The following is a 4920-nucleotide window of genomic DNA, read 5'->3' as shown; positions in this document are numbered from 1 at the left end:
GCGTTGCCGACCGCCTCGACGGGCGAGGGGTCAGGTGCGTCGAAGGCATCCACGCCGGCCCACGCGAACGCGACGTCCCAGTCGGTCCCGACGAGGAAGACCGCCCGCTTCGGGACGTCGTAGTGGCCCTCCCACTCGTCGTGGCGAACGCCGTAGTACTCCGCCGCGCTCGAGGCGTCGCCGAGAAACGCCATCGACAGCCCGTGTCGGTCGGCGTAGTCGGCGGCCGCGTAGATGCTGTCCATCGCGAGAACCCACACTCGGAGTCCGGAGAGATCGGGCCAGCCGGCCGCCTCGATTGCGCGCAACTCTGCCGTCGCGGTCGGCAGGAACGGTGTCGGGACGAACCAAAGCACCACGGCATCGCCGGCCTCAATCGGCCGGAACAGTTCGTAGACAGCTGGCTCGCCGCCCTCAACGCCGGGGAGTGCAAAGTCTGGCGCCGTTTCTCCCTCCCGTATCATACATCATATAGGACGGCCGCTGGCTTCGCTCTGGCGGCTCCGACCGCGTCAAACGGGCGGACCAGCGCCCGTTCACTCGAGTGTGGCTTCGAGTCGGTCGATGTACGCCTCGTTGCCGACAAAAAGCGGTGTTCGTTCGTGGAGCCGATCGGGCGTCAGCGACAACAGCGACTGCTCGCCGTTCGAGGAGGCGCCGCCGGCCGTTTCGACAATGTGGGCGATCGGGTGCCCCTCGAAACACAGCCGGAGCTTCCCCTCGGGGCGGTCCCGGAGGCCGGGGTAGCCGAAGATCCCGCCGTAGGTCAAAACTTGGTTCACATCGCCGATCATCGCGCCGCCGTAGCGGAGTTTCAGCTCCGACTCGACCTCGGAGACGTACTCCGAGAAATCCTCGCGCCACTGGGGGACGCGGCCCCCGAAGCCGTAAACCGTCGGCTCCTCGGGAAGCGTCAGGTCGGCATCGACGGTCCGCCGGGTTCCCTCCTCGATCACGGACTCGGTGACTGTCCCCTCGCGGGCGACGACCATCGTGGTGATCGGGCCGTAGAGGACGAAGCCGCTGGCGAGCAGCGCCGACCCGTCGGTCGGCAGCGGCTCGTCGTAGACGGCGAACAGCGTCCCCATCGTGTTATTCGATTTGAGGTTTGAGGAGCCATCGAGGGGATCGACGGCCACGTAGCGTCGGTCGTCCTCGGGGACCGGCCCGTCCGATTCGGGTCCGACAGCCGAGCCCCGTTCCTCGCTCGCGTACCCCACGACCGACTCGAGCGCGAGGAGTCGTTCCTTGAGGAGTTCATCGGCGTAGATGTCGGCTTCGAGTTGGCGATCACCCGAGGGATTGGCGCCGGCGTCGTAGGTACGGCGGCCGGTGAGTCCCGCGCGGACGTCGGGGGCGACGGATGCGATCGAGTCGACGACGGCGTCGATAGTGTCGGTCATCTACTCGACCGCGGCGAGCGCCTCGTCGACGGTCGCCTCATCGAAAATGACCGATTCGATGGCGTCGAGGATTCGCTCGGGGTTCTCGCGCTGCCAGACGTTCCGGCCGACGGCAAGGCCCTTCCCGCCCGCGTCGATCGTCTCTTTGACGCTTCTGAGGAAGGCCCGGTCGCTACGCTTGGAGCCGCCGGACATGACCACCTTCGTCTTGCCGGCCATCCGGACCGCCTCTTCCATCGCCGAGCGGCTACCGGGGTGTTTGACCTTGGCGACGTCGGCGCCCAACTCGAGGGCGAGGCGCGCGGCGTATGAGATCGTCGAGGGCTTCGTGTCGTTTTTGAGGCCCTGTCCGCGCGGGTACGACCACATCACGACGGGAAGGTCCCGCTCGCGGGCGGCCTCGTGGGCGTCGCGGAACTCCTCGGCCATCTCGATTTCGTTGTTCGAGCCGCCGTAGAGGGTGAAGCCGACCGAGGACGCGCCGAGTTCGGCGGCGTACTCGACGGAGCAGTTGACCGACGAGTCGGGTTCGCCCATCCAGAGGTTCGAGGTCCCGTTGAGCTTGGCGAGCAGCGACACGTCGTCCTCGTAGCTTGGGTAATACGCCTCGGCGAGACCCTTTTGTACGGCGACGGACGTGACCGCGGAGTGGGTGGCCGCCTCGAAGATGCGCTCCGGGTTGGCGCTCTCGGGGATGCCCTCGAAATCGACGGGGCCGTGCTCGAGGCCGTGGTCGTAGGCCAAAATGAGTACTTTCCCGTCCCGACACAGGGGCGTGTCGTCGATCGGAATCATATATGTTCGTCTCCGGTGAGGCGCACAATGAAGATTCTGATCCGTCGGTATCGACTATGAGGCCGAATCGGCCGCGACACCCCCCGGGACGCGCTCACGCGTTGTTCATTCGGATCGAGCGTTCGGCCCCACAGCGCCGACAAGTCGAAACGCGGTAGGGCTCCCGCGAGAACTCTGCGTTCTCCTCTTGACGGCTCTCGGTCCGGAGTTGGATCGAGACATCGTGGGGGGTGTCGCGGCCACACGTCTCACAGCGTTCGGTCATCCCGCTGTCAACGTCGTCGAGTCGGGTGGACATGATCATCTATCGATACCGTCGAATGACCCCTAAAACGGCGAGTCGGTTGCGAACCGTTCAGCCGTGTTCCGGTATTTGCCCGAAACCGACTCTGCAGTACCGAGACCGTTTAAAAACTGTTTTGCACCGGCGTGATCGTTCAAACCGGCGCTGAACGGCCAACGCATTTATATACTATGTCCGGTCGGACAGGGTTATCCCGTCGCCGCCCGGAAGACGCGTATGGAGCAGGTGTTCGCCCCCTGGCGCATCGAGTGGGTCGAACGCGACGACTCGGAGGCCGACATCGACGGGTGTCCGTTCTGCGTCCTCCCCGACCGCGACCACGCCCGCGAGGCGCTCGTCGTCGCCGAGTCCGAACACGCGTTCGTCCTGTTGAATAACTATCCGTACAATCCGGGGCACGTGATGGTGATCCCGCGACCCCACACTGGCGACTACACCGAACTCGAAGCAGCGGTGCTCTCGGATCACGCGCAGCTCAAACAGCGGACGATGATGGCGCTTGAGGCGGCCTTCGGCCCCGACGGCCTCAACGTCGGGCTCAACCTCGGCGACGCCTCCGGCGGCTCCGTCGACGACCATCTTCACACTCACGTCGTCCCGCGATGGGGTGGCGACACCAACTTCATGCCGGTCTGTTCGGACACGAAGGTCATCGTTCAAGCCCTCGAGGAGAGCTACGACCAACTCCGCGCAGCCTTCGCCGAGCAGTCGGAGACGCGGACGGCCGACAACGGCGCAGTTCTGGTCGGCGAGTCACTCGTCGAGGAGTGATCGGTCGGGACGGTCAGCGAGCGACGGCCGTTCGTTGCCGTCAGCGAGCGACGGCCGTGGTCTGTCCCCGTCCATGAGTCCCGATTGTTCGACAGCATCTAAAAATTCTATTTGAGTTATCTAATCCGATGGTTTATCAGGGCGGTTCGGGTACACCCGGGTGTGAGCGACACTGCCGTTGCCGAGGCGGGATTAGACGCTGACGCCGCGAGACGCGGGTTTACCCGCGCAAGCGTCGTCAACGTCCTCGGGAACGCGATCAAGATCGCCGTCGAGGCCGCCGCCGGCCTCGCGTTCGGCTCCGTGGCGCTTCTGGCCGACGCCGCCCACTCGGTCGCGGACCTGGTCGCAAGCGTTGTCGTGTTGGTGTGGGGCCGAAGCGTCTACGACGACCCCGACGAAAGTCACCCCCACGGCCACCAACGGGTCGAACCGTTGGCCGCGCTGTTCGTCGGCACCGTCATCGTCCTGTTGGGGCTGAACCTCCTCTATGACTCCGCACAGGGCATCATCGAGGGGCCGTCGGTCCTGTTTAGCCCCCTGCTCGTCGGCGCATTGGCGTTCTCGATGGCGGATATGTACCTGCTGTACCGGTACACCGTCCGCGTCAACGCGACAGTCGGTTCCTCGGCACTCGACGCGCTGGCCATCGATTGCCGAAACGACATTTACACCTCGGTCGCCGCCTTGGTCGGCGTCGGCGGCGTCTTCCTCGGGTACCCGGTTCTCGACGCCGCCGCCGGCGGCCTCGTGAGCCTCCTCGTCGTCTACCAGGGCGTCGAGATCGGCCGCGAAAACGTCTCGTATCTCATCGGCGCCGCCCCGAGCGACGAGCAACGCCGGGCGGTTGCCGACGCCCTTCGATCGCATCCGGCGGTTTCCGGCGTCCACGACCTCGCCGTCTTCTACGACGGCACCGACCTCGAGGTCGAGGCCCACGTCGAGGTCGACGGCGAGTTGACGCTCGTTGCGGCTCATACGATCGAAACCGAGCTCGTGGCGTCGCTGCAGTCGATGGAGGATGTTGGCGACGTTCATTTACATCTCGACCCCGAGGGCATCGGCGAGTGGAAGGAGGCCGCCGAACGGTAGCGCGCGGTCAAGCCCCGATTAGACCGGGTCGCCGAAGCAGTACATCGCTTCGTGGGCGGTGATCTCGACGTCGAGAATGTCACCGATCTCGACGCCCCGCTCGGCCGCGTTCGTGATGATCACCTGTCGGTAGGCCTCGTCGCGGCACTTGATTGAGTCGCCGGTGCCGGGCTCGACGGCGAGCACCTCGTGGGCCTCGCCGACCATCGAGGCGTGGGTTTCGGTGCAGACCTCGCGTTTCAACTCCGACATCGCCTTTGAGCGTTCCTTCTTTATTGTCCCACCGAGACCCTTCATGTCGGCGGCGTCAGTGCCGGGGCGCTTCGAGAAACGGGTGACGTTGATCTTTTCGGGGCGGACATCTGCCAGAAGCTCCATCGAGCGCTCGAAATCGGCTTCGGTTTCTGTAGGGAAGCCGACGATGAAATCCGTCGAGAGCGTCCAGTGATCGAGACGGTCGTCGAACGTCTCGACAACCTCGCGGAACTTCCCGACGCGGTGTTGGCGGCGCATCGTCTCCAGCACCTCGTCGGAGCCCGACTGGACCGGTGCGTG

At 65.2% G+C, this 4920-nt stretch carries 7 protein-coding genes; 2 read left to right on the top strand and 5 right to left on the bottom strand.

Features of this window, described 5'->3' with window-relative positions:
• From ACI944_RS11710 to ACI944_RS11695, 4 genes are all read right to left on the bottom strand, one after another.
• A partial coding sequence (locus ACI944_RS11710; RefSeq protein ID WP_411719235.1) for a redoxin domain-containing protein occupies positions 1-464 on the bottom strand: 464 nt, incomplete at its 3' end.
• Between the two features lie 72 nt (positions 465-536).
• On the bottom strand, positions 537-1403 hold the full coding sequence (locus ACI944_RS11705) for a class 1 fructose-bisphosphatase (RefSeq protein ID WP_411719234.1): 867 nt from the start codon (positions 1401-1403) through the stop codon (positions 537-539).
• On the bottom strand, positions 1404-2198 hold the full coding sequence (locus tag ACI944_RS11700) for a class I fructose-bisphosphate aldolase (protein WP_411719233.1): 795 nt from the start codon (positions 2196-2198) through the stop codon (positions 1404-1406). It lies immediately after the preceding gene.
• Between the two features lie 94 nt (positions 2199-2292).
• The gene (locus tag ACI944_RS11695; protein ID WP_411719232.1) at positions 2293-2496 is read right to left on the bottom strand and encodes a hypothetical protein; all 204 of its coding nucleotides are present in this window, start codon (positions 2494-2496) and stop codon (positions 2293-2295) included.
• A gap of 222 nt (positions 2497-2718) precedes the next feature.
• On the opposite strand from ACI944_RS11695, the gene ACI944_RS11690 reads away from it, so the two are divergent.
• Both ACI944_RS11690 and ACI944_RS11685 read left to right on the top strand, forming a co-directional pair.
• On the top strand, positions 2719-3273 hold the full coding sequence (locus tag ACI944_RS11690) for an HIT family protein (RefSeq protein WP_411719231.1): 555 nt from the start codon (positions 2719-2721) through the stop codon (positions 3271-3273).
• A 162-nt stretch (positions 3274-3435) separates the two neighbouring features.
• Positions 3436-4365 carry a cation diffusion facilitator family transporter gene (locus ACI944_RS11685; protein WP_411719230.1) on the top strand — a complete coding sequence of 310 codons (930 nt, stop codon included), beginning with the start codon at positions 3436-3438 and terminating at the stop codon, positions 4363-4365.
• Positions 4366-4383: 18 nt separating this feature from the next.
• On the opposite strand, the gene ACI944_RS11680 is transcribed toward ACI944_RS11685, so the two are convergent.
• The coding region (locus ACI944_RS11680) for a radical SAM protein (RefSeq protein ID WP_411719229.1) at positions 4384-4920 on the bottom strand (537 nt) is incomplete at its 5' end.

This window comes from Natronomonas sp. (assembly GCF_046710025.1).
GTDB lineage: Archaea > Halobacteriota > Halobacteria > Halobacteriales > Haloarculaceae > Natronomonas.
The sequence above is the reverse complement of the archived record's forward strand: the minus strand, read 5'-3'. Positions and strand labels throughout refer to the sequence as shown.

Bases quoted from the DNA above. Each gene is read 5' to 3' on its own strand.
- ACI944_RS11705 (WP_411719234.1), bottom strand. From the start codon at position 1,403: ATGACCGACACTATCGACGCCGTCGTCGACTCGATCGCATCCGTCGCC.
- ACI944_RS11700 (WP_411719233.1), bottom strand. From the start codon at position 2,198: ATGATTCCGATCGACGACACGCCCCTGTGTCGGGACGGGAAAGTACTC.
- ACI944_RS11695 (WP_411719232.1), bottom strand. From the start codon at position 2,496: ATGTCCACCCGACTCGACGACGTTGACAGCGGGATGACCGAACGCTGT.
- ACI944_RS11690 (WP_411719231.1), top strand. From the start codon at position 2,719: ATGGAGCAGGTGTTCGCCCCCTGGCGCATCGAGTGGGTCGAACGCGAC.